21 protein-coding genes are annotated in these 21,804 nt (G+C 66.3%); 15 read left to right on the top strand and 6 right to left on the bottom strand.

The features are described 5' to 3' along the window. Positions 1-7: 7 nt before the first annotated feature. The 3 genes from AC3G2C_RS12555 (at position 8) to AC3G2C_RS12545 (ending at position 2,496) form a co-directional block, all read left to right on the top strand. A complete protein-coding gene (locus AC3G2C_RS12555; RefSeq protein ID WP_488384951.1) occupies positions 8-826 on the top strand; it encodes a DUF3025 domain-containing protein in 819 nt (272 codons plus the stop codon). 60 nt (positions 827-886) lie between these two features. Continuing rightward, the gene (gene phnD / locus AC3G2C_RS12550; protein ID WP_488384950.1) at positions 887-1,924 is read left to right on the top strand and encodes a phosphate/phosphite/phosphonate ABC transporter substrate-binding protein; all 1,038 of its coding nucleotides are present in this window, start codon (positions 887-889) and stop codon (positions 1,922-1,924) included. A gap of 80 nt (positions 1,925-2,004) precedes the next feature. After that, positions 2,005-2,496, top strand: coding sequence for a hypothetical protein (locus tag AC3G2C_RS12545; RefSeq protein ID WP_488384949.1), 492 nt, complete (start codon positions 2,005-2,007; stop codon positions 2,494-2,496). Between the two features lie 25 nt (positions 2,497-2,521). On the opposite strand, the gene greB is transcribed toward AC3G2C_RS12545, so the two are convergent. The 3 genes from greB to AC3G2C_RS12530 all read right to left on the bottom strand — a co-directional run bounded on the left by greB (position 2,522) and on the right by AC3G2C_RS12530 (position 5,895). Then, complete coding sequence (gene greB / locus AC3G2C_RS12540; RefSeq protein ID WP_488384948.1) at positions 2,522-3,025, bottom strand: transcription elongation factor GreB; 504 nt, start codon at positions 3,023-3,025, stop codon at positions 2,522-2,524. 74 nt (positions 3,026-3,099) lie between these two features. Beyond that, on the bottom strand, positions 3,100-4,359 hold the full coding sequence (locus AC3G2C_RS12535) for a hypothetical protein (RefSeq protein WP_488384947.1): 1,260 nt from the start codon (positions 4,357-4,359) through the stop codon (positions 3,100-3,102). Between the two features lie 30 nt (positions 4,360-4,389). Continuing rightward, entirely contained in the window at positions 4,390-5,895 is a 1,506-nt protein-coding gene (locus tag AC3G2C_RS12530) for a helicase HerA-like domain-containing protein (protein WP_488384946.1), read from the bottom strand. A gap of 174 nt (positions 5,896-6,069) precedes the next feature. On the opposite strand from AC3G2C_RS12530, the gene AC3G2C_RS12525 reads away from it, so the two are divergent. Then, positions 6,070-7,560, top strand: coding sequence for a transglycosylase SLT domain-containing protein (locus AC3G2C_RS12525; protein ID WP_488384945.1), 1,491 nt, complete (start codon positions 6,070-6,072; stop codon positions 7,558-7,560). Between the two features lie 75 nt (positions 7,561-7,635). Here the strand turns inward: AC3G2C_RS12525 and AC3G2C_RS12520 are convergent, their stop codons facing one another. Both AC3G2C_RS12520 and asd read right to left on the bottom strand, forming a co-directional pair. After that, entirely contained in the window at positions 7,636-8,073 is a 438-nt protein-coding gene (locus AC3G2C_RS12520; protein ID WP_488384944.1) for a hypothetical protein, read from the bottom strand. Positions 8,074-8,209: 136 nt separating this feature from the next. Continuing rightward, positions 8,210-9,055, bottom strand: a complete 846-nt coding sequence (asd, locus tag AC3G2C_RS12515) for an archaetidylserine decarboxylase (RefSeq protein ID WP_488384943.1) — start codon at positions 9,053-9,055, stop codon at positions 8,210-8,212. Positions 9,056-9,140: 85 nt separating this feature from the next. On the opposite strand from asd, the gene prmB reads away from it, so the two are divergent. From prmB to AC3G2C_RS12470, 9 genes are all read left to right on the top strand, one after another. Then, a complete protein-coding gene (gene prmB / locus AC3G2C_RS12510; RefSeq protein WP_488384942.1) occupies positions 9,141-10,076 on the top strand; it encodes a 50S ribosomal protein L3 N(5)-glutamine methyltransferase in 936 nt (311 codons plus the stop codon). 6 nt (positions 10,077-10,082) lie between these two features. After that, entirely contained in the window at positions 10,083-10,640 is a 558-nt protein-coding gene (locus tag AC3G2C_RS12505) for a GNAT family N-acetyltransferase (RefSeq protein ID WP_488384941.1), read from the top strand. A 35-nt stretch (positions 10,641-10,675) separates the two neighbouring features. Beyond that, positions 10,676-11,764 (top strand): chorismate synthase, encoded by a 1,089-nt coding sequence (aroC, locus tag AC3G2C_RS12500; protein ID WP_488384940.1) that lies wholly within the window; start codon positions 10,676-10,678, stop codon positions 11,762-11,764. A 58-nt stretch (positions 11,765-11,822) separates the two neighbouring features. After that, a complete protein-coding gene (locus AC3G2C_RS12495; RefSeq protein WP_488384939.1) occupies positions 11,823-12,842 on the top strand; it encodes a 2-hydroxyacid dehydrogenase in 1,020 nt (339 codons plus the stop codon). Between the two features lie 122 nt (positions 12,843-12,964). Beyond that, a complete protein-coding gene (locus tag AC3G2C_RS12490; protein ID WP_488384938.1) occupies positions 12,965-13,993 on the top strand; it encodes an aspartate-semialdehyde dehydrogenase in 1,029 nt (342 codons plus the stop codon). After that, complete coding sequence (locus AC3G2C_RS12485) at positions 13,993-14,286, top strand: hypothetical protein (RefSeq protein WP_488384937.1); 294 nt, start codon at positions 13,993-13,995, stop codon at positions 14,284-14,286. The genes AC3G2C_RS12490 and AC3G2C_RS12485 overlap by 1 nt, the downstream gene beginning before the upstream one ends. A gap of 178 nt (positions 14,287-14,464) precedes the next feature. Next, positions 14,465-16,957, top strand: a complete 2,493-nt coding sequence (locus AC3G2C_RS12480) for a motility hub landmark protein FimV (protein ID WP_488384936.1) — start codon at positions 14,465-14,467, stop codon at positions 16,955-16,957. 150 nt (positions 16,958-17,107) lie between these two features. Beyond that, on the top strand, positions 17,108-17,875 hold the full coding sequence (gene truA, locus AC3G2C_RS12475) for a tRNA pseudouridine(38-40) synthase TruA (RefSeq protein WP_488384935.1): 768 nt from the start codon (positions 17,108-17,110) through the stop codon (positions 17,873-17,875). Continuing rightward, on the top strand, positions 17,872-18,489 hold the full coding sequence (locus AC3G2C_RS12470; protein ID WP_488384934.1) for a phosphoribosylanthranilate isomerase: 618 nt from the start codon (positions 17,872-17,874) through the stop codon (positions 18,487-18,489). Before truA ends, AC3G2C_RS12470 begins: the two co-directional genes overlap by 4 nt. Positions 18,490-18,736: 247 nt before the next feature. Here AC3G2C_RS12470 and AC3G2C_RS12465 read toward each other — a convergent pair whose 3' ends face one another. Then, positions 18,737-19,642: a LysR family transcriptional regulator gene (locus AC3G2C_RS12465; protein ID WP_488384933.1), complete on the bottom strand. Its 906-nt coding sequence runs from the start codon at positions 19,640-19,642 to the stop codon at positions 18,737-18,739. 109 nt (positions 19,643-19,751) lie between these two features. On the opposite strand from AC3G2C_RS12465, the gene trpB reads away from it, so the two are divergent. Then, a complete protein-coding gene (gene trpB, locus AC3G2C_RS12460) occupies positions 19,752-20,963 on the top strand; it encodes a tryptophan synthase subunit beta (RefSeq protein WP_488384932.1) in 1,212 nt (403 codons plus the stop codon). After that, positions 20,960-21,760: a tryptophan synthase subunit alpha gene (gene trpA / locus AC3G2C_RS12455; RefSeq protein ID WP_488384931.1), complete on the top strand. Its 801-nt coding sequence runs from the start codon at positions 20,960-20,962 to the stop codon at positions 21,758-21,760. Before trpB ends, trpA begins: the two co-directional genes overlap by 4 nt. The last annotated feature ends 44 nt before the right edge of the window (positions 21,761-21,804 follow it).

Genomic DNA, 21,804 nt, shown 5'->3' with positions numbered 1-21,804 from the left:
GACACGCATGGGCGCGACGCGCTACGTGGCGCCCGCGCGCGGCACGGTCGATCCGGCCGTGTTCGCCCAACAACCCTTGTGCTCCTGGCGGGAGCCAAGCGGTTGGCTCGAGGAGGCCGAGTGGCCATCCATCGAATCGCTCAATGCCGCGCGCCCGGCGGACATGCCAGAGCGCTTCGTCGCCCAGACGCCCGCGTTGCTGGCCGATGGTCTGCATTACGAGCAGCGCATTGCCGAGCACGGTCAGATCGCCACGCGCGAAGCCAACTGGCATGACCTGTTCAACGCGATGATCTGGCTGCGCCACGCGCCCCTCAAGCGCGCCCTCAATGCCCAGCAGATGGCCGAGATTGGCCATATGGGGGCCAAGGAGCGCTCCCGCCCTCAATACGCCATGACCCACTTCGACGAGGCGGGTGTGCTGGTGGTGCTGCGCGATGCGCACCTGTTGTCCTTGTGGGACGCACACGACTGGCATGGCCTGTTCTGGCGCGAGCGCGCGGCCTGGCTGGACGGCCGCGCCGCATTGACGGTGTTCGGCCATGCTTTGCTTGAGCACGCCCTCAACCCAGGCAAACTGCTGGTGGGCAAGGCCTTGGTCTGGCAGGGCGAGATGAGCCTGGGCCAGGCGCAGGACGATGCCGTACAGGCGATTGCCGCCGGCCAGGTGCTGCGCGACCCGCTGGAACTGCGGCCCTTACCCCTCTCCGGGCTGCCGGGCTGGCACCCCGACAATCCCCAGGAAAGTTTTCATCGCGAGGCCGCGTGCTACCAGCCGCGCCGGGAGGGCCGCCACTATCCGCCCGCGAGACGTCGCCCCGGGTGAAATTGCGGTGTCATCGCAATCGCGCTAAAACGGTAGGGCGGGGGCGTGGGGAGCGGGTGCATGGACACGGCTTGTCGCAGGCGCAGATCGAGAGGCTGGCTTCGTTGGCTGTTGGCCGGGGGGCTGGCCTGTTGGTGTGTGTGCGTCACCGCCCAGGCTCCCGGTGCACGCGAAGCGGAACCAACGGTGATCCGCTTTGGCATCCTGCCCATCGGCAGTGCCGCCGAGTCGCGCGAGCAATGGCGTCCCTTGCTGCAAGACCTAGAAAAGAAGCTCGGCCATCCGGTCGCCTCGGTATCGGTAAGCAGCTATGCCGGCCTCTCGGGCGCCATCGACGACCAGCGTGTTGACGTTGCCTTCCTGTCCGGGCGGCTGGCGCTGGAGGCGGTCGAGCGCCAGCACATGAGCGTGGTGGCGCAATTCGTGCGCAACGACGGTGCCAAGGGCAACGTGGCCATGCTGATCGTGCGCTCGGACAGCCCCATCCATTCGCTGAAGGAGCTGCTCGCCAAGCCTGGTCAGTGGCGTTATGCGCGCGGAGAGCCCTTGTCGGTGACCGGCTATGTGGCACCCGAGGCAGAGGTCTTTGCGGCGCGAGGCCTCAATTCCGACACGTTTTTCCATAGCGTGCGGATAAGCAACCACCAAAACAACGCACTGGCCGTGGCCAATGGCGAGGTGGACGTCGCCACCTGCAACAACCCGGATCTGGATCTGTTCCGACGCAACTTTCCCCGCGAAGGTGCGCAGATACGGGTTATCTGGCGCTCCGGACTCATTCCATCGGGCGTATTGGTCGTGCGCGATGGCATGCCCGAGCCGCTGCGTACTCAATTGATCGCCTTCATGCGCAGCTACGGACAGGCACCAGGACCGCAGGGGGATCGTGAGCGCGACAATCTGGCGCGCATCCCCGACCTTGCGGGTTTTGCGCCCGCCGACAACCGCGTGCTGCAACCCTTTGTGGACTTGGAATTCAGCTTGATTCGCGAGCAGACCGAGCACGGGCAATGGGTCAACGAACAGGCGCGCCGCGCGCGTCTGCAGCAGATCGACGCGGACTACCGCAAGACCATGGCTCAGCTGGGGCGGAACTGAGGCGGCATTCAAGCGGTCAGTGCTAGGTTGTCACGCCGTGGGCTCGTTATGGCCCGCCCGTTTCGTATCCTGGAGCATCCATGTCCGCTTTTTCCCGTACCGCGCGCGCCTGCTGCCTTGGCCTGCTGAGCCTGGCGCTGGGCGTATCTTCGCTGGCTCATGCGCAGCTTGTCCCGGGCGGCCTGCCCGAGTCGGACAAGCAGCTCATCAAGGGCTACACGCTCAATGAAGACGTGTTCCGCCGCCTTGCCGCCGCAACGCGAGAGGCGCGTGCGCAGGGCATTCCACCCCAGGCTGCACCGGACCCGTCCAAGGTGCACAGCCTGGATGACCTGGCCAAGCAGGCCATGTCCGGCGACCCGCGCATTCCCGCGCTGGTGAGCAAGTATGGCTTTACGCCACGCGAGTTCATGCTGGCCAATATCGCGTTGAGCAATGCCGTGATGGCGGTGCAGTCGCGTCGCGACGTGGTGCTGGCGGGCGATCTCAATCAAGCCTGGGTCAACCCCGACAATGTACGTTTCGTCGACGCGCACAAGGACGACGTGACGGCCTTGCTGCAAGGCAAGTAACGATGCGCTGCCACCGTGGCGGCGATCAGTCCTGGTAGTTGATGTCCACGATCACGAAGCGGGTGCGGCCTCCGGGCAGCTCCGCTTCGAACTCGTCATCCAGGCGTTTCTTGAGCGCGGCACGGGCCAGCGGCGAGTCGATGCTGATCCAGCCCAGCTTGGCGTCCGTTTCGTCGGGGCCCACGATGCGATAGCGCAGCGCATCGCCGGTGTCGGCGTTCTCCAACTCGATGCTTGCGCCGAAGAACACCACCTCGCGATCGGTAGGCGCACCCTCGGCGACCTTGAGCGAAGGGATGCGCTTGCTGAGATAGAGTACGCGCCGATCGATCTCGCCGAGCTGCTTCTTGCGATAGGTGTATTCGGCATTTTCCGAGCGATCGCCCTCGGCGGCGGCTGCAGCTAGAGCCTTGACCACCTCTGGGCGCAAGGTGTGCCACAGATGATCGAGTTCGGCCTTGAGCTTTTCAAAGCCGTCGCGCGTGATGATGGCGGTGGAATGCGGTGCGGGCGGGCGCCAGCGGCTCATGGGTGAATCGTCCGATACAGGATGGGGCAATGGGCGATTTTAAGGCTTGTTCGCCGGCAGCGCTGTCGCGTGCCTCAGGCGGTGCCAGGTTCTCTTTGCCACTGTTGGATGAGGGCGGCCATATCGGCATGCAGTGGGTGCTCCGGCCAGGCGGCCATCAGCTTGCCGAGCAACACCGCCGCCTCGGTGCGCTGGCCCAGCGTGTCGCCCAGCAGGTGTGCCGCGAGCAGGCCCATGCGTGGTGTGTCGACGGCACGCGGCCAACGTTGCAGATAGCCGCGACACAACTTGAGCGCGAGGCGCGTCATGCCGGCGCGCGAGGCCTGTTCGGCCAGCGCGGACACATGTTCGGGCGCATCGGGCAGGAATGCGGGCTCCAGTTCCATGCATTCCTGCACCAGCCCAAGCGCACGGCGTAGTTCGCCCTGGGCGAGTAAAACCGCGATCCACAATTGCCCATGTTCAAGCATGCCTTCGCGCAGACCTTCCTGGCGCAGCAGGTCGCGATAGGCCTGGTGCAGTGTTGGCGGTGCGCTGCGGCCCTGCATGCGACGAACGAGTAGCCCTATGGCGGCGGGGCGATCGGTTTGCGCCACGGTGTGCACGTGCGCGAGCAGCTCAGTGTCGGCGTCCTGGCCGCTTTCGCGCACCAACTCCTCGGCTTCGGGTTCAAGCCCGAACTGCTCGTGGCGCTGGTGAATCATGGCACCCATCAAGTGCAGGTTGAGAATGATCAGGTACGTGTACGCAAAGGCGAACAAGGGCAGCGCGAGGAACTTGGGCAGCAACGCCGTGGCGAGCGAGGCCGCAATGATCAGTGCGCCGGTGGCGATGTTGAGCGTCACTGGAATCAGGTAGGACGCGCCAAAGCGCTTCATCACCTCCCACCAGTTCACCGGGCTTAGCGCCAGTTCCATGCTGCCGTCGAAGGCCAGCGACATGTCGATGGCAGGCAAGGTGATGGCGAACAGCACGATCAGCGGCCACAGCATGGGCGGATAGAACACCGTGCTGATCACGCACATGGCCACGGCGAGCAAGTGCACCGCAGTGAGGCCGTTGCCGGCGGAGGGGTTTTCGTCCACGCCTACGTCAGGTGGGTCGGCATAGCCGTTGGCGGTGTGAAGCAGGCAGGTGGCGGCGTAGCGCCAGGTGACGGCCCACAGCGCGAAGCTTGCAAAAATGCCGATGAAGGCGGGCAGCATCACCAGCCAGTGACACAGTGCAATGACCGTGCAGGTGGCGAGTCCGCCGCCACGCAGCGGGTAACGCCATGCGGACGCAAAGCGCTCACGCAGTGGCGTGTCAGGCGATACCGTTTCGACGCGCGGCATGGAGGCTCCTGGTGCGATGCGAGGAGCGTGTCAGCGCTTATTGCCGAAGATGCCGCCCAGCACGCCGCGCACAATCTGCTGGCCCAGGCGCGAGCCCACCGCGCGGCTGGCCGACTTGGCCATGGCCTCGATCATGCCTTGTCGGCGGTTGGTGCCCAGCAGGGTGTCGCGTACGGCGTCGCTCCAGCCAGGCGTTGACGGGGCATGGCCCGCCGCAGCGTCGCCTTTGGCGATGCTCTGCGGATTGGCGGCTTTGTCCGCAGCGCGCTGAGCGAGCAATTCGGCCGCCGATTCGCGATTGATCGGCGTGTCGTACTTGCCACCCACGGGCGAGCGTTGGCGCACGGTGTCGCGCTCTGCGCCGGTGATGGCGCCGATGCGTGCGGTGGGCGTGGTCACCATCACGCGCTCCACGGGTGACGGTACGCCGCCATCGCGCAGCGTGGAGGCCAGCGCCTCACCCACGGCAAGCTGGGTAATGGCTTCGGTCACGTTGATCTTGGGGTTGGCGACGAAGGTCTCGGCGGCGGCCTTTACGGCCTTTTGGTCGCGTGGGGTGAAGGCGCGCAGCGCGTGCTGCACGCGGTTGCCCAACTGGCCGAGGATGTTGCCCGGCACGTCGTCGGGATTCTGCGAGCAGAAATACACGCCCACGCCCTTGGAGCGGATCAGTCGCACCACTTGTTCCACGCGTTGCTGCAGGGAGGGCGGCGCGTCGTCGAACAACAGGTGCGCTTCGTCGAAAAAGAACACCAGTTTGGGTTGTTCCAGGTCGCCCACTTCCGGCAGCTGCTCGAACAGCTCGGAGAGCAGCCACAGCAGGAAGGTCGAATACAGGCGCGGCTTGAGAATGAGTTGGTCGGCGGCCAGTACGTTGATCACGCCGCGACCGCTCATGTCCTGGCGCATCAGGTCGCTCAACTGCAGCGCGGGCTCGCCGAAGAACTGGTTGGCGCCGTCCTGTTCCAGCTTGAGTACGGCGCGCTGAATGGCGGCGACGCTTTGCGTGCTGATCAGCCCGTAGTGCGAGGAAATGTCCTTGGCGTTTTCGGCGGCAAAGCCGAGCATTGCGCGCAGGTCGGGTAGATCGAGCAGCAGCAAGCCCTGGTCGTCGGCTACCTTGAAGATCACTTCGAGCACACCATCCTGGGTGTCGTTGAGCTCCAGGATGCGGCCGAGCAGGGTGGGGCCCATTTCGCTGATGGTGGCGCGCACAGGATGGCCGAGCTTGCCGTAGATGTCCCAGAAGATCACCGGGTTCGCCTGCGGTTTCCAATCGGTGAGCCGCAGCGTTTGCAGGCGCGCCTTGAGCTTGTCGCCCGGTTCGGCGGCGGGCATCGACAGGCCGGCGAGGTCACCCTTGGCATCGGCCAGGAAGCAAGGCACGCCCAGCTTGGAGAAGCCTTCGGCCAGCGCCATCAGCGACACCGATTTGCCTGTGCCGGTCGCGCCCGCGATCATGCCGTGGCGATTGCCGTAATGCGTGTCCAGGCGCACTTCGCTACTGTCGTTGCGTCCGATCAGGATGTCGGTCATGGTGTTCCGTCCGTTGGTTCAGGGGTCGATTGTAGCCACGTACGTTCGTTGGATCGCGGGCGCGGACGAATACGCGGCGGCACGCACGGGCATGACGTTGCGGCTTGCGCGTGTTGAGTCGACGGTGCTGCCCGCAGTAAGGTCGGCCCTTCGATCCGCCCTTTGAAGTTGCCCATGGCTCCCCACGCATTTCTCCGCTCCCTGCGCCTGGCCCCGCTGGCTGGCGCATTCACGCTGCTTGCGGCTTGCGCCTCGCAGGGCGCGCCCAAGCCGTCGCCGCAGGCCTCCCAGCTGTATACGCAACTCGATCAGGCGAGCCGGGGCTACGAAACGGCCCTGGCGCAATCGCGCGCTGGTGACGCCCAGGCCGCGCAGCGAACGCTGAATGGTGCCCTGAACCAGCTTAAGGACGCTGCCGCGCATTGTCCGTCCACGCCTGGTTGCGATTCGCAGCGCTTCTTCTCGGTGTTCGATCGCCTTTTGCGTCTCAAAGACGGAAGTTTCTCGCTCGGCGACGATTTCGGCGTAGAGGATGATCAGCCCGAAGGTAGCAACAGTGGCAAGACCGGCGCCGGTGGCCTGCCGGAGATGCAGCGCAGCGTGACCTTGCTGCGCGGCCAGCAGTTGTCCCAACTGATCGCCATGAACGGCCCGGTCAAGGCCGCGCTGGAAATGTGGCTCACGCAGTGGCGCGGCAACCTGATGGATGCCTACGTAAACTACCAGTACCTGCGTTACCAGATGTGGCCCGAGTACCAGAAGGAAGACCTGCCCGAGGCGCTGCTTTTCGGCATCCTCGCCAAGGAGTCGGGCGGCAAGGTGCATGCCGTATCGCGTTCAGGCGCCGCCGGCCCGCTGCAATTCATGTACGCCACCGGCCTGCGTTTTGGCCTCAATACCGAAGACGGTTTCGACTCGCGCTTTGATCCGGCGGCATCCGCGCGCGCAAACGCCGAGTACATCGACGAGCAGCTCAAGGCGTTCAACAACAACCTCGAACTCACCCTGGCGGCGTACAACGGTGGCGAAGGACGCATGCGCCGCATGGTGGGCGACGACACCTCAGTCAGCCTGTACGACCCGCGCATCTACAACCAGCTGTCGCAGGAAACCCGCGACTACGTGCCCAGCGTGCTCGCGGCGGCGTGGCTGTTCCTGCATCCGGAAAGCTACAACCTGCGCTTCCCGCGCGTGGATGGCGCGCAGGGCAGCGTGGTGCTCAAGCGCCCGGCCTCGATCACCGAGCTGACCGTGTGCCTGGGTTCGGCGGGCGGCATGAGCGACGGTTGGTTCCGCACGCTGCGTAACCTCAACCCGCGCCTGGATCCGCAGGTGAGCCAACCGCAGGGCACGCGCATCATGCTGCCCAAGGTGCTGGAGCGCCCCTATGAGGCGCGCTGCGTGGATGGCCCGTGGCCGATCCTGGCCAACGATCTGCACACGGCGGTGCTGCCGGTCGCGCCGCCCGATCCGCCGGCGGCGCCAGCGCCCCGGTCGTCGAACACGGCCAAGGTGCGTAGTTACGTGGTCAAGCGCGGCGACACGCTCACCGGCATCGTGGGCAAGCTGGGTTGTTCCTCGGTGCAGGAGGTGGCGCAGATGAACAGTCTCAATCACCAGCACATCAAGCCCGGGCAATCGCTCAAGCTGCCGAGCTGCCGCTAGGAATGGGCTAAAAGCGCATCGCAGATGCAAAGACGCCACCCCGAAGGGTGGCGTTTTGCTTTCCACGGGCAGGGGTCAAGCGGCGGCGGGCGTGCGGTTCCAGTCGGTGCTGGGTGTCGCCGCGCGATGCGTTTCCTTGAGCTCGCGCAGCAGGCGCATCAGCTGGCGGTGCAGCGGCTGCAGGCTGGCGTGCGGGCTGTCCTTGATTTCGTGAAAGGCTACGGCCAGCCACAGGGCCATGCCGCGCAGGGCGACCTCGGGGTTGTCCGAGCGAGAGCGGGCGAGGCCGATCTCGGTTCCCTGGCCCCACGGCAGGTAACGCTCCTGCGGCGGGGTGCCATACAGATGGGGAAAGTCGGTTCGCGACGCCTGGCCGATCTCGCGCAGGGTCATCATGCCCAGGCGGGCCCGGCCACGCTTGGGCAGGGCGTGGATGCTGCGCTCGATCTCGCGAAGCTGGCGAGCCAGCTGGCGGCCGCGATTCATGACGATAAGGCGGGTGACGATGCGCATGGACAATCCTCGATGGGGCCTGATGGGCGTCCGCATCGTGGCGTCGCCGGAGGAGGAGCTTAGCCTCGCCCGGCGAACGCGTGCGCCAAAATGGTCACAAAACGACGCGATGCGTCACCCTTGTGGGGCTTGGCGATCAGCCCTGCAGCTCGAGCCCCAGGCGCTGACCCACCTTCACCGGCTGCTGGGAGGCCAGTGCGTCCAGCTCGGCGGTGTGCTCAGGGAACAGCACGATGACGGTGGAGCCCATGTTGAAGCGGGCCATTTCGGCGAAGCGCTCCAGCGTGATGTTCTGGCCGGCGAAGGACTTGCGACGGATCGACGGCGCGTAGGGCGGAATCACCAGCCCATCCCACACGGTGGCCACGCTGGACACCAGGATGGCGCCCACCATCACCACCACGAACGGGCCGTGCTCGCCCTCGAAGTGGCAGACCAGGCGCTCGTTGCGGGCGAACAGGCGCGGAATCGCCTCGACCGCGAACGGCGCCACGCTGAAGATGCGGCCGGGCACGTGCACCGTTTCCTTGAGCGTCCCCTTCAGCGGCATGTGCACGCGGTGGTAGTCGCGGGGGGAGAGGTAGATGGTAGCGAAACGGCCGTTGCGGTACGGCGTGGCGCTGGCCTCGTCGCCCAGCAGCTCGGCCGCGGTGTACTCCTGGCCCTTGGCCTGGAAGATGCGCCCGTCCACGATCTTGCCCATCTGGCTGATCTTGCCGTCCGCCGGGGAGACCACCGCCTTGGGGTCGGCATCGGCGTGGCGGGCATCCGCGCGCAGCTTGCGCGTGAAGAACGCATTGAAGTGCTGGTAGGCCAGCGGATCGGGCTGCGCGGCCTCGGCCATGTCCACCTGGTAATTGCGCACGATGGTGCCGATCAGGAAGTTTTTCCACGGCGTGAACGTCCAGCGTGTGGCCCAGTAGACCACCCGCGACAGGGCGCGGTGCGGCAGGATGTATTGGAGGAGTACGTTGAAGGTCATCCGCCAAGTATGAACGAAGCGCGCGTTGATTACGCCTGGGTGACAGCCCCCGACCGGCTATACTGGGCGGCCCTCTGACGTCCAGATGCCCACCGTGACCCACGAACTCGCCTCCATCATCGATTTCATCCGCTACGGCGCCAGCCGCTTTTCGGCGGCCGGGCTCACCTTTGGGCACAGCCACGACAACCCCATCGATGAGGCCACCCATCTGGTGCTGGCCAGCCTGCATCTGCCGCCGGATATTCCGCCGGCCTATGGCGCGGGCAAGCTCACCAGCGAGGAGCGCGAGCGCGTGCTGGCGCTGATCGAGCGCCGCGTCAGCGAGCGCCTGCCGGTGGCTTACCTGGTGGGCGAAACCTGGTTCGCCGGCATGAAATTCAAGAGCGATCGCCGCGCCCTGGTGCCGCGCTCGCCCATCGCCGAGCTGATCGAGTCCGGCTTTATGCCCTGGCTGGATCACCGTCACGTGGAGCGCGCGCTCGACCTGTGCACCGGCTCGGGCTGCATCGGCATTGCCATGGCCGAGTACAACCCGTCCTGGCAAGTCGATATCGTGGACATCAGCGACGACGCCCTGTCGTTGGCGCGCGAGAACATCGCGTTCCAGCACGTGGAAGGTCGCGTCGAGGCGGTCAAGTCCGACTTGTTCAGCGGCCTCAAGGGCCGTCGCTACGACCTGATCGTGTCCAACCCGCCGTACGTCACCGAAGACGAATACGCCGCGCTGCCAGGCGAATACAGCCACGAGCCCAAGCTGGGCCTGACCTCAGGCGAGGACGGCCTGGACATCTGCGTGCGCATGCTCAACGAAGCGGCCGACTACCTCAGCGAGGATGGCCTGCTCATCGTCGAAGTGGGCGAGAGCGAGCGCGCCCTGGTCGAGCTGTTCCCCGAAGTGCCCTTCGTGTGGATCGAGTTCAAGGTGGGAGCCATGGGCGTGTTCGCCATCGAGCGTCGCGACCTGATCGAGCACGCCGATGCGTTCCGCGCCGAAGCCCAGGCCCGCCAGGGCCGCTGAGCCGGCATGAAACTCCACACGCCCCGGCTCCTGCTCAATGCCTTGCAGCCAGCCGACGCCGGGGCCCTGTATGCCTATCGCGCCGATCCTCGGGTGGCGCGTTACCAAGGCTGGGTGCCGGCGACGCCGGCCGACGCCGCGCGCTTCATCGACGAATTGCCTGAGACGCCCCAGCCGGGGCGTTGGTTCCAGCGCGCCATCCGTCACCCGGATGGTCGCCTGATCGGCGACTTGGGTGTGTGCCTGGACGGCCAGCGCCAGGCGACCTTCGGCATCAGCCTGTCCCCGGCCGCGCAGGGACAGGGCCTTGCGCAAGAGGCGGCTCAGGCCCTGCTGGCGTGGCTGTTTGGCGCGATGGACGTCCATCGCGTGCATGCTTCGGTCGACCCGCGCAATACCGCCAGCATGGCCTTGCTGCAGCGCCTGGGGTTGCGCCAGGAGGCGCTGCACCGCCAGAGCTACTGGTTTCGTGGCGAGTGGGCCGACGATGCGATCTTCGCTTTGCTCGTCAGCGAATGGCGCGAGCGCGCTGCAAACGGCCCCGCCGAGGCGTACACGCGCTAAGCTGTGAGGGTTTCCCCGCAGATGCCCCGAGCCCCGTGTCCAGCAATTCCTTCGGCCAACTCCTCACCGTCACCACTTTCGGCGAAAGCCACGGCCCGGCCATTGGCTGCGTGATCGATGGTTGCCCGCCGGGCCTGCCGATTGCCGCCGAGGAGTTCCGCGCCGACCTGGATCGCCGCGCCACCGGCAAAAGTCGCCACACCTCGCAGCGCCGCGAAGCGGACGACATCGAGATTCTCTCGGGTGTGTACGAGGGGCTTACCACCGGCACGCCGATCGCGTTGCTTATCCGCAATACCGATCAGCGCAGCAAGGATTACGGCGACATCGCCCAGACCTTCCGCCCGGGGCACGCCGATTACACCTACTGGCAGAAGTACGGCATTCGCGATCCGCGCGGCGGCGGTCGTTCGTCCGCGCGCGAAACCACCATGCGCGTAGCTGCCGGCGTGATCGCCAAGAAATGGCTGGCCGAGCGCCACGGCATTCGTGTGCGCGGCTACATGGCGCAGATCGGCGAAGTCACGCCCGGTTCGTTCGATTGGGCCGCGGTGGAGCAGAACCCGTTTTTCTGGCCCGACGCGCATGACGTGCCCACGCTGGAGTCCTACATGGATGCGTTGCGTAAATCCGGCGACTCGGTGGGCGCGCGCATCAACGTGGTGGCCGATGACGTGCCGCCGGGTTGGGGCGAACCCATCTATGGCAAGCTCGATGGCGATATCGCCGCGGCGCTCATGTCCATCAATGCCGTAAAAGGCGTGGAAATCGGCGACGGCTTCGCCGCTGTGACCCAGCATGGCAGCCAGCATCGCGACGAGATCACGATGGACGGCTTTACGTCCAATCATGCGGGCGGCATCCTGGGTGGCATCAGTACAGGTCAGGCCATCGTGGCCTCGATGGCGCTCAAACCTACCTCCAGCATCCTCATTCCCGGTCGCAGCGTGAACCTGGCTGGCGAAGCGGTGGAGGTGGTGACCAAGGGCCGTCACGACCCTTGCGTGGGCATTCGCGCCACGCCCATCGCCGAGGCGATGGTGGCCCTCGTGTTGATGGATCACGCCTTGCGCCATCGCGCCCAGTGCGGCGACGTGGGGCCGGTGACGCCACGCATTCCCTGAAAGTTGTCCGGCCCGTCGTTCGCGATGGCGGGCCCATGAAGAGCTGAAGTACACGCTGATGACTGCCAAACCGAAAGTGTGGGTCGCACGACCGCTGTTCCCCGAGGTGCTGGCGCGCCTGGCCCAGGTGGCCGAGGTGGAGGCCGAAACCGAAGAGCGCCCCCGCAGCCCCGCCGAACTGAAGGCGCGCCTGGCCGGGGTGGACGCCGCCGTGGTGGGCCTCACCGATCGTGTGGATGGCGCCGTGCTGGAGGGCAATCATCGGCTCAAGGTGGTCGCCAACCTGGGCGTGGGTTTCAACAACCTGGACCTGGATGCACTCACCCAGGCAGGCGTGATGGCCAGCAATACCCCGGACGTGCTTACCGAGAGCGTGGCCGATTTCGGCTGGGCGCTGATGCTGGCCGCCGCGCGCCGCGTGGGCGCCGCCGAGCGCTGGCTGCGTGCGGGCCATTGGCCGGGCAGCCAGATGCGTTTCGACGATTGGCTGGGGCTGGACCTGTATGGCCGTACCCTGGGCATCCTGGGCATGGGCCGTATCGGCCAGGCCGTGGCGCGTCGCGCGAGCGGGTTTGGCATGACGGTGCTGTATCACAACCGCTCCCGGCTGCCCGAGACGGTGGAGCGCGAGTGCCGCGCCAACCTGGTATCCAAGGCCGAGCTGCTTGCCCGCGCCGACTTTCTGGTGCTGGTGCTGCCGTTTACCCCGGCCAATCGCCATGCCATCGGCGCGCCCGAGCTGGCCCAGATGAAGCGCACGGCGGTGCTGGTGAACATTGCCCGTGGCGGCATTGTGGATGACGCGGCGCTGGCGGCGGCGCTGCGCGATGGGGGCATTGCGGCGGCCGGCCTGGACGTGTTCGAAGGCGAGCCGGCCGTGCATCCGGGCCTGCTGGCGTTGGACAATGCGGTGCTGAGCCCGCATATCGCCAGCGCCAGCGCCGATACGCGCCGCGCGATGGCCAACCTGGCCATCGACAATGTGATCGCGGCCCTGGGTTATGGCGAGGCGGCCGGCCGGCCGCCCACGCTGCTCAATCCAGCCGTGTTGGACCGCCTGTCGGTGAGCAAAGCGTGATGACATTCACGACGACGCGCACCGCAGGTTGTTTTGCGCGCCACCCCCGCTAGATTTCCGCACATAGCGGAGATCGGCACCGCCGGGGCGGCATTCCGATTCCTCCTACCTGATACCGGATCATGAGCAAGAAGAGCAGTTACAAGGTGGCAATGGTCGGCGCGACGGGCGCCGTGGGTGAAACGCTGCTGGCGATCCTGGCCGAGCGCGAGTTTCCGGTGAGCGAACTCGTGCCTCTGGCGAGCGAGCGCTCGGCGGGCGACAAAATCACCTTCGGCGACAAACAGGTCACCGTGCAGAACCTTGCCGACTACGACTTCGAGGGCGTGGACATCGCGTTCTTCTCGGCCGGTGGCTCGGTTAGCCGCGAGCACGCGCCGCGTGCGGCGGCCGCGGGCGCGGTGGTGATCGACAACACCTCCGAGTTCCGCTACCAGGACGATATCCCGCTGGTGGTGAGCGAGGTGAACCCGCACGCCATCGCCGATTACACCACACGCGGCATCATCGCCAACCCCAATTGCTCCACCATGCAGATGCTGGTGGCGTTGGCGCCGATCCATCGCGCGGCCGGTATCGAGCGCATCAACGTGGCGACCTACCAGTCGGTGTCCGGCGCCGGTCGCAGCGGCATGGAAGAGCTGGGCCAGCAGACCGCGGCCATGCTGAGCTTCCAGGACGTGGAGCCCAAGAAGTTTCCAAAGCAGATCGCCTTCAACGTGATCCCCCACATCGACGAATTCCTTGCCAATGGCTACACCAAGGAAGAGATGAAGATGGTGTGGGAGACGCGCAAGATCCTGGAAGACGACACCATTCAGGTGAACCCCACGGCGGTGCGCGTGCCGGTGTTCTATGGCCACTCCGAGGCCGTGCACGTGGAAACCCGCGACAAGCTCACCGCCGAGCAGGCGCGCGAGTTGCTCGAACACGCCGAGGGCGTGGTGGTGGTGGACGAGCGCAAGGCGGGCGGTTACCCCACGCCGGTGGGCGACGCGGCGGGCAAGGACCCGGTGTTCGTCGGTCGCATTCGCGATGACATCTCGCACGAGCGCGGCCTGGATATGTGGGTCGTGTCCGACAATATCCGCAAGGGCGCGGCACTCAATGCCGTGCAGATCGCCGAGCTGTTGATCAAGGATTACCTCTGATGAAACATGTGTTGTCCGGACTGGTGTGCGGTTTGCTGGCGGTAGTGTCACCGGTCCGGGCAGCGCAGGCAGGCGTTCCATCCAAGCAAGCGGCTAGCGGGCAGGCCGCGGTGGATGGCGCCATCGCCAAGGAGCAGGGCGCCGTAAGCAAGTTGCGGGGCGATGTGGGCCGGGAGGAGGATCGATCTCACCGGGCCAGCGTCAAGCTGCGCCAGCAGGACCAGGCCATTGCCGAGCTGCAACGGCAACTGGATGCGCTGAAGAAGGCGCCGCAAGGGGGCGGCCACTCCTGAAATGGGGTGGCACAGAGCGCTTTCTTCTTCAAGAACAAACTGCAGCAAAATCTCGTAAGCATCGGCCGGTACTATTGTTGATTGGCCTGTACCTAACTAAAGTGGCCCCTCGTTCCAGGAGCTGTCGCCAAGCGGCAGCCAACAAGAAACGTCACGGGGTCGTTCGGGGGAATACACGATGAATCGTTCGTTGAAGCTGTCGATGCTGCTGGCACTTGCCTTGGGCAGCACCCAGGCAGCCGCGCTGGAGCTGGGCCAAATCCAGGTGAAGTCGGCCTTGGGGCAGCCGCTGCTGGCAGAGATTCCGGTCAACCCCGATAGCCCCACCGAGCTGCGCAATCTCGCCGCGCGTCTCGCTTCCGCCGCCGATGCCGCCCAGGCGGGTGTCGCCGCCGGCCCGAACGTACCCTTGCAGTTCGCCGTGGTGGACGCGGGCAACGGCAAGAAAATCATCCGCATCACCAGCACCGCGCCGGTGAACGATCCGTATCTCGACCTGCTGGTCGAGGTGAGCAGCGCCTCTGGCAAGAATGTGCGCGAGTTCACCTTGCTGCTCGATCCGCCGGCAAGCACGGCCGCCGCGCCGGTCAGCAGCATGACCCCGGCGCAGGCCTATGCAAAGGCGCAGAGCCTGGCCAAGACCTCGCCGGCACCCGCTCCGGCGTCGGCACAGTCGTCGGCACCCGCACCGGCTCCAGCCGCCGCTCCGGCACCCCCGCCGAAGCCAGCGCCCGCACCGAAGCCGGCCGCCTCGCCTCGCGTCGCCGCCAATGGCAGCATCGGCCCGGTCGAGCGGGGCCAGACGCTGTCCTCCATCGCGCACCAGACCGCGCCGGAGGGTGTGGACGTCAACCAGATGCTGCTGGCCCTCAAGCAGGCCAACCCGGATGCGTTCTATCGCGACAACATCAATGCACTGAAGACCGGCGCCGTGCTCCGCGTGCCCACGCGTGAAGAAGCGCAATCGGTGGCCGTGGCCGCCGCGTTGGCCGAAGTGCGCAAGCAGAACGGCGACTGGCGCTCCGGTGCCACCCATACGCCCACCACGGTGGCCGACACGGGCACGCGCACCAACGCTTCTTCCGCGCCCACCACGGCCGGTCCTGCCGGCGACCATCTGGCTGTGCTGCCGGCCAAGGAAGGTTCGGACAACGCCGCTGGCAAGGGTGGCAAGGGCGATAAGGCCGGCAAGAACATGGCCGCGCTTCACGATGACTTGCTGCGCAGCCAGGAGGCGCTCACCAGTTTGCAGAAGCAGGGCGACGAGCTGAAGTCGCGCCTGAAAGACCTCGAAGACATCAACGGCAAGAACGAACGCCTGCTGTCGCTCAAGGACAACGAAATCGCCGAGCTGCAGCGCAAGCTGGCCGAGGCCCGCAAGGCTGCCGGTCAGCCGGCGCCCGCGGCTGCCAGCAGTGCTCCCGCCAAGGCGGAGGCTGCCAAGACCGAAACGGTCAAGCCGGAGACAGCCAAGCCCGAGGCCGCCAAGCCTGCGGTGGCCGAAGTGGTGACCACGCCAGCGACGCCGGCCAGTACGCCTGCACCGGCGGCGGCCGCTCCGGCCGAGCCGGCTCACGCCAGCACCGCCGCGGCGACCAAGCCCGCACCGGTGGCGCCCGCCGCCAAGCCTGCGTCCAAACCGACCGCTCCTGCGACCGAAGAAGAACCCTGGTACATGCAGACCTGGGCCTGGGGCGCCGGCGCCGGTGCCGCCGTGCTGCTGCTCCTGCTGGGCCTGCGCAGCCGTAGCCGCAAGCCGGCCGCCGTCGCAGCCACTGGTGCGGCGACCAGCTCGCTGGCTGACCGCTTCGGCACCATGCCAACGCTGTCGGAAGAGGGCATCGACCTGGATCAGGACGAGTTGCTCGACCAATTGGCCGAGCACCCGGACGACGTTGGCCTGCACCTGGAGCTGGTGAGCCTGTACTACAGCCGCCGCGACGTGGAGCACTTCGAGGCTGCCGCCGAGGCCATGCATGCCCATATCACCGACGTGAATCAGCCCGAGTGGCTGGACGTGGTGCACATGGGCGAAGACCTGGTGCCCGAGCACCCGCTGTTCGCTCAGTCAACGGCTACGGGCGCTTATGCGTCGGCACTGGGGGACGACGAGAAGCAGGCGCTGCATCACTTCGATCTGGGCAGCTACGCGTCGGAGCGCGAGGCGCATGACGAGCTGCCGCCGATCCCGACGCCGCCGCCCGCCAAGCACCACACGATCAGCGAGTACCACTTCGACTTCGACCTGACGCCGAGCGCCGCGTCAAACGGTTCGGCGCCCACCGAGGCCCCGCCTGCGACCGCCGAGAACGGGGCAGAGCTGCCCCCGCTGTCATGGAACTTCGTCGAACGCGAGGATGAGCTGGCCGCCGAGGAATCCGAGCACGAGGCGGCACACGCCGCGTCGTCGGAGCCCCTGCACGAGCCCGTGCTGCACACCGAACATGAGCTGCCGCCCGTGCACGATTTCGGGCACGAGCATGACCTTGAGCACGAGCACGACGCGCCGCATTTCAGCGACGACCCAGTCGATACCAAGCTCGACCTGGCGCGTGCCTACCTCGACATGGGTGATCCCGATGGCGCCCATGCCATGCTGGAAGAGGTGCTGCAGGAAGGCACGCAGATGCAGAAGGACGTGGCCAAGCGCCTGCTCGACAGCATCCTCTGATCCACCCGCACTTGTTTGTGGCTACTCGGGCCGGCTTTGCCGGCCCGAGTTCGTTTGAGGTTGCCGCCCGCCCTGCCGACCCGAGTCCGTTTGGGCTCGGGAGCGGGCCTGCTAATCTGTACGCTTCCGTGTTCCTGCAAGCGTTCATCCATGCGAATCGCCCTGGGCGTCGAATACGACGGCACCGACTTTTCTGGCTGGCAACGTCTGAGCCATGGCGACACCGTGCAAGGTGCGCTCGAAAAAGCGCTTTCCTTCGTCGCGGCCCATCCCGTGGAGGTGACGTGCGCCGGCCGCACCGATGCGGGCGTGCATGGGCGTTGCCAAGTGGTGCATTTCGACACCGAGGTGCAGCGCGACATGCGCGGCTGGGTGCTGGGTACCTGCTCCAACTTGCCGAGCAGTGTGGCCGTGCTTTGGGCGCAGCCCGTGGATCAGGCGTTCCACGCGCGTTTCTCCGCGCGTAGCCGCCGTTATCGCTACCGCATCCTCAATCGTCCGGTGCGTGGTGCGTTGGATGCACGGTACGTAACTTGGGAGCGTCACCCGCTAGATGCCGCGCGCATGCACGAAGCCGCGCAGGCGATTCGTGGCGAACACGATTTCAGCGCCTTCCGCGCCATGTCCTGCCAGGCAGCGCACGCACGCCGTGAAGTGCTTGCCATCAGCGTGCGTCGTGAGGAGGAGCAGGTGATCGTGGAGATCGAGGCCAACGCCTTCTTGCATCACATGGTGCGCAACATCGTCGGCTCGCTGCTGCCCATCGGTCGCGGTGAGCAGCCGGTGGCATGGATGGGGGAATTGTTGGCCGGCTGCAACCGCGAAGTGGCGGGGCCTACCGCGTTGGCTTCGGGGCTGACCTTTCTTGGGCCGCGCTACGAGGCGCATTGGGGCCTGCCGGCGGAGGTAAGCCAATGACGCGGATCAAATGCTGCGGCATGACCCGCGTGGAAGACGCCGTGCTGGCGGCGCGCCTGGGTGCCGATGCCATCGGGTTGGTGTTCACGGCGCGCAGCAAACGCCGCGTGTCCCTGGAGCAGGCAAGTGCCATTGTCACCGCGCTGCCTCCATTCGTGAGCACCGTGGCGCTCTTCATGGATGACGATGCCGAATGGGTGCGTCAGGTCATCGCGGCGATTCAGCCCGATTTGCTGCAGTTCCACGGCGACGAGCGTGACGAATGGTGCGCGCAGTTTGGCCGCCGCTATCTCAAGGCCATCGCCATGGGCGAGGGCGCCGCTGCGCTGCCTCGGCTGCATCAATTTCCGCGCGCGGCGGGGTTGCTGCTCGACGGTCACGGCCTGGGCGAGGCCGGTGGTGGCGGAAAGGCATTCGATTGGCGCCTGATGCCGGCATCGTTGTCCCAGCCACTGATCCTCGCCGGCGGATTGAATCCGCACAATGTCGCCGACGCCATTCGCGCCGCACATCCATGGGCCGTGGACGTAGCGAGCGGCGTGGAAAGTGCTCCGGGCATCAAGGACCCGCAGGCGCTCGCTGCCTTTATGGCTGCGGTGCGCGGCGCAGACTGAGCTTGCGGCGTTTTCCCGAAATGTTTTCCACAATGAATGTGGATGCCAGCGGGATAAGGCTGTGGATAGGTGGTCTATCCCCTTGATTGGAAAGTAGTGCCGACGCGCTGGCGCGCAATTGCGCACGGTGCCGTCCCATCGGCGCGCCCCGGTCGGCTGATGCACGCTCCACGACCATCGCGACGCGGCACAGCCAAGCGTCACTGACGATAGGCGAGACGCTCAGGAGAATTCGGGTGCGCGATTGTCAGCGCGCCGCCACCACGCTCCGTGCAAACGCCGCTTTCAGCCAACCCGCCAACGGCGCGGAACGTTCTGCAGCCGCCCGCGCCGGCGTGGCGAGCACCCATTGAGCTGCGGTGTCACGAAATCCCCAAGGCGCCACCAGTCGGCCCGAAGCGATATCGTCCGCCACCAGGGCCTCGGGCGCGATGGCGATGCCGCGCCCGGCCACGGCGGCTTCGATCAAGTGGTACAGGTGCGGGTAGCCCTGGCCTAGGGTAAGCCGCTCCGGCGCCATGCCCGCGCCAGTCGCCCAACTAGCCCAGGCCTGCGGGCGCGACAACGTGTGCAGCAACGGCTGGCGCAGCAATGCCTGGGGGCGGTGCCGGGCCAAATGCAGCGTCTTCGCCAGCGCGGGGCTAACCACCGGGCCCACGCGTTCGCGCGCCAGCGTGCGTATGCGCCACCCGCCAGGCCAAGGGGCCTCGCCAGCGAGCACAGCGGCATCCAGTCCATTCAAGGCGTCATCGAAGGGGCTCTCCTGCGGGCGCAGGTGCAGGTCCAGGCCTGGCAAGTCCGCCATGAGGCGTTCCAGGCGCGGAATCATCCAGCGCGCCAGCAGGCTCACCGGACAGCCCAGGACAAACGGAGCAACGGCCTGTTCGCCGCGCAGCACGTCGCACACGTCGCGCAATTGGGCGAACGCCGCACTACTGGCGTCGCGCAGGCGTTGCCCTGCGGGTGTCAGCGCCAGGCCGCGGCCCTCGCGCCGGAACAAGGCGGTTCCAAGCTCTTCTTCCAGTGCGCGGATGTGACGGCTTACTGCGCCGTGGGTCACGTGCAATTCGGTGGCCGCCTGGCTCACTCCACCAAGGCGGGCAGCGGCCTCAAAGGCGTGCAGGGCGTTGAGCGAGGGCAGTGGGCGTGGCATTAGATGTGTGAGTTTTTCTGACAGGTTGCGGCCATCATATCGCTTTTGGTGCGGGCGCCTTTGGGGTAGGGTGGCGAATGCATCCCACGCCTCCCCGCGAGTGCCATCCATGAGCAAGATCACCGATTTCAGCGTTTACCCCGACGAACACGGGCGATTCGGCAATTACGGCGGCAGCTACGTCGCCGAAACGCTGATGGCGCCGCTGGCCGAACTGACCGAGGCTTACCTGCGCCTGCGGGAAGACCCCGAATTCCTGGCCGAGCTGGACCGTGACCTGAAGTACTACGTCGGCCGTCCCAGCCCGATCTATTACGCCGAGCGTCTTTCGCAGCATGTGGGCGGTGCGCGCATCCTGCTCAAGCGCGAAGACCTCAATCACACCGGCGCGCACAAGATCAACAACACCATAGGCCAGGCGCTGGTGGCCAAGCGCATGGGCAAGCCGCGCATCATCGCGGAAACCGGCGCGGGCCAGCACGGCGTGGCCAGTGCCACGGTGGCCGCGCGCTTCGGGCTCAAGTGCGTGGTGTACATGGGCGCGGTGGACATCGAGCGGCAGAAGATCAACGTCTATCGCATGAAGCTGCTCGGCGCCGACGTGGTGCCGGTCACTTCAGGCTCCAAGACGCTCAAGGACGCGCTCAACGAAGCCATGCGCGATTGGGTCACCAACGTGGCCGACACGTTCTACATCATCGGCACCGTGGCCGGCCCGCATCCGTATCCGCTGCTGGTGCGCGACTTCAACGCCATCGTCGGCCGCGAAGCGCGCGTGCAGATGCAAGAGCAGTTCGGTCGCCTGCCAGACGTGATCACCGCCTGCGTGGGCGGTGGTTCCAATGCGATCGGGCTGTTTCATGCGTTCCTCAATGATCCGGGCGTGCGCATCGTCGGTGCGGAAGCGGCGGGCGAAGGCATCGCCACGGGTCATCACGCTGCCTCACTGGCGGCGGGCCGCCCTGGCGTGCTGCATGGCAATCGCACCTATGTGCTGTGCGACGACAATGGCCAGATCACCGAGACGCACTCGGTATCGGCGGGGCTCGATTACCCGGGCGTCGGCCCCGAACACGCCTTCCTCAAGGACGCCGGTCGCGCCGAATACGTGGGCGTGACCGACGACGAGGCGCTGGAAGCTTTCCACCTGCTCGCTCGTACCGAGGGCATTCTCGCGGCACTGGAATCCAGCCACGCCGTGGCACAGGCCATCAAGCTCGCGCGCGAATACCCCAAGGACGGCCTGGTGCTTTGCAACCTCTCCGGTCGCGGCGACAAGGACGTACACACCATTGCCGCCCGCGAAGGAGTGCAGGTATGAGCCGTATCGATCGTCGTTTCGCGCAGCTCAAAAGCGCTGGCAGCACCGGCTTGATCCCCTTCGTCACCGCGGGCGATCCCGCGCCCGAGCACACCGTGGCCTTGATGCACGCGCTGGTCGCCGCCGGCGCCGATGTGATCGAGTTGGGCGTGCCGTTTTCCGACCCCATGGCCGATGGCCCGGTAATCCAGCACGCCAGCGAGCGCGCCATCGCCAAGGGCGTGGGCCTGGGCGACGTGCTGCGCTGGGTAGCCGAGTTCCGCCAGCGCGATGGCGATACGCCCGTCGTGTTGATGGGCTACCTCAACCCGGTGGAGATTCACGGTTACGCACGCTTCGCCGCCGAGGCGGTGCAGGCGGGCGTGGATGGCGTGTTGCTGGTGGATTGTCCGTTGGAGGAGTCCGCCGTATTGCAGCCATTGCGCGATGCGGGGCTGCAGCAGATTCTGCTGGCGGCGCCCACGACCGCACCCGAGCGTATGGTGCAGTTGTGCGGGTCGGCCCAGGGTTTCCTGTACTATGTCTCGTTCGCCGGCATCACGGGTGCGGCACGCTTGAGCACGGGCGACATCGCCGGGCGCGTGGCCGACATCCGTGCGAAGTCGAAGGCACCGGTGGCCGTGGGGTTCGGCGTGCGCGATGCGCAGTCGGCCAAGGCCATTGCCGACTTCGCCGATGCGGTGGTGATCGGCAGTGCGTTGGTGGAGCGCTTGGCGGGTGCGGAAGATGCGAATGACATCACCGCACGCGCCACGGCTTTCCTGGCACCGATCCGCGCCGCGCTGGATGCGCATTGAAGACACGCTGCGTTGGTGACGCAGCGATGCGTCATGAACGTTTG

It is taken from the genome of Frateuria sp. sgz306004, from assembly GCF_057750885.1.
The sequence above is the reverse complement of the archived record's forward strand: the minus strand, read 5'-3'. Positions and strand labels throughout refer to the sequence as shown.

Excerpts from the sequence above, each read along its gene's own strand:
- AC3G2C_RS12555 (WP_488384951.1), top strand. The coding sequence starts at position 8 with ATGGGCGCGACGCGCTACGTGGCGCCCGCGCGCGGCACGGTCGATCCG.
- phnD (WP_488384950.1), top strand. The coding sequence starts at position 887 with ATGGACACGGCTTGTCGCAGGCGCAGATCGAGAGGCTGGCTTCGTTGG.
- AC3G2C_RS12545 (WP_488384949.1), top strand. The coding sequence starts at position 2,005 with ATGTCCGCTTTTTCCCGTACCGCGCGCGCCTGCTGCCTTGGCCTGCTG.
- greB (WP_488384948.1), bottom strand. The coding sequence starts at position 3,025 with ATGAGCCGCTGGCGCCCGCCCGCACCGCATTCCACCGCCATCATCACG.
- AC3G2C_RS12535 (WP_488384947.1), bottom strand. The coding sequence starts at position 4,359 with ATGCCGCGCGTCGAAACGGTATCGCCTGACACGCCACTGCGTGAGCGC.
- AC3G2C_RS12530 (WP_488384946.1), bottom strand. The coding sequence starts at position 5,895 with ATGACCGACATCCTGATCGGACGCAACGACAGTAGCGAAGTGCGCCTG.
- AC3G2C_RS12525 (WP_488384945.1), top strand. The coding sequence starts at position 6,070 with ATGGCTCCCCACGCATTTCTCCGCTCCCTGCGCCTGGCCCCGCTGGCT.
- AC3G2C_RS12520 (WP_488384944.1), bottom strand. The coding sequence starts at position 8,073 with ATGCGCATCGTCACCCGCCTTATCGTCATGAATCGCGGCCGCCAGCTG.
- asd (WP_488384943.1), bottom strand. The coding sequence starts at position 9,055 with ATGACCTTCAACGTACTCCTCCAATACATCCTGCCGCACCGCGCCCTG.
- prmB (WP_488384942.1), top strand. The coding sequence starts at position 9,141 with ATGCCCACCGTGACCCACGAACTCGCCTCCATCATCGATTTCATCCGC.
- AC3G2C_RS12505 (WP_488384941.1), top strand. The coding sequence starts at position 10,083 with ATGAAACTCCACACGCCCCGGCTCCTGCTCAATGCCTTGCAGCCAGCC.
- AC3G2C_RS12495 (WP_488384939.1), top strand. The coding sequence starts at position 11,823 with ATGACTGCCAAACCGAAAGTGTGGGTCGCACGACCGCTGTTCCCCGAG.
- AC3G2C_RS12490 (WP_488384938.1), top strand. The coding sequence starts at position 12,965 with ATGAGCAAGAAGAGCAGTTACAAGGTGGCAATGGTCGGCGCGACGGGC.
- AC3G2C_RS12485 (WP_488384937.1), top strand. The coding sequence starts at position 13,993 with ATGAAACATGTGTTGTCCGGACTGGTGTGCGGTTTGCTGGCGGTAGTG.
- AC3G2C_RS12480 (WP_488384936.1), top strand. The coding sequence starts at position 14,465 with ATGAATCGTTCGTTGAAGCTGTCGATGCTGCTGGCACTTGCCTTGGGC.
- truA (WP_488384935.1), top strand. The coding sequence starts at position 17,108 with ATGCGAATCGCCCTGGGCGTCGAATACGACGGCACCGACTTTTCTGGC.
- AC3G2C_RS12470 (WP_488384934.1), top strand. The coding sequence starts at position 17,872 with ATGACGCGGATCAAATGCTGCGGCATGACCCGCGTGGAAGACGCCGTG.
- AC3G2C_RS12465 (WP_488384933.1), bottom strand. The coding sequence starts at position 19,642 with ATGCCACGCCCACTGCCCTCGCTCAACGCCCTGCACGCCTTTGAGGCC.
- trpB (WP_488384932.1), top strand. The coding sequence starts at position 19,752 with ATGAGCAAGATCACCGATTTCAGCGTTTACCCCGACGAACACGGGCGA.
- trpA (WP_488384931.1), top strand. The coding sequence starts at position 20,960 with ATGAGCCGTATCGATCGTCGTTTCGCGCAGCTCAAAAGCGCTGGCAGC.